General features: G+C 41.1%; 1 protein-coding gene. It reads right to left on the minus strand.

Going from position 1 to position 693, the window contains the following annotated elements; genetic code table 11:
• On the minus strand, positions 1–693 hold a 693-nt coding region (locus N1032_RS25535; protein WP_259543401.1), incomplete at both ends, for a hypothetical protein.

The raw sequence follows: 693 nt of genomic DNA on the forward strand, positions 1-693 counted from the left end.
AGACACCCTCACGATTACACTCGTAACCTATCGGATCAACAATCGGAATCTGTCGTTGAATCTCTACATAAGGTTTGTGAACCCCGTTAAGTATTGCGCCTGTATCGCCTTGGTTATTGACTGTGTTGTCAGTTGATCTGAATAACTCGTATTCCTTACCTAACTGAAATTCGATCGTATCTACTAGGCTATCGTCTACATAAATATTGTAGTTTGCCGTTGTTGATCCTAGATAGATTACAAGGGTAACTTTCAATTCTCGATTTGTTACTAATTCTAAGTCGAGCATATACGGCGCTGTGAACGGCAATTTCAGATAACACTCTGCGCCTTGATAATTGTACACGTTCGCGTATTTTTCAAGGATCAACCAGTTACTCATAACGATCTCAAAGTTCGATACAAGCACGTTAAGCCCCGTTGAATTAGAAAGTCCGTTATTCCCTACAATATGAACCTCTGATCCGTAAACCTCGTCAGGAAACCTGATCGGGTAGTTAATCACGCTTTGAATGATTAAACTCCAATCGATCCCTGATCCGTCTTGATAGATATCATTCAGAAGTGTAGTGATCCCGCGTTCGTCTTTCACAAGTCGATATCCGTTGAAACCCGTCACACCTGTTGAAGTATCGATATTACCCGATCCGCCTGAAATAGCTTTTTTCGTACATGTAACAACAAAGGCTTTGT

The organism is Herbiconiux daphne (assembly GCF_024979295.1).
GTDB classification, from domain to species: Bacteria; Actinomycetota; Actinomycetes; order Actinomycetales; family Microbacteriaceae; genus Herbiconiux; species Herbiconiux daphnes.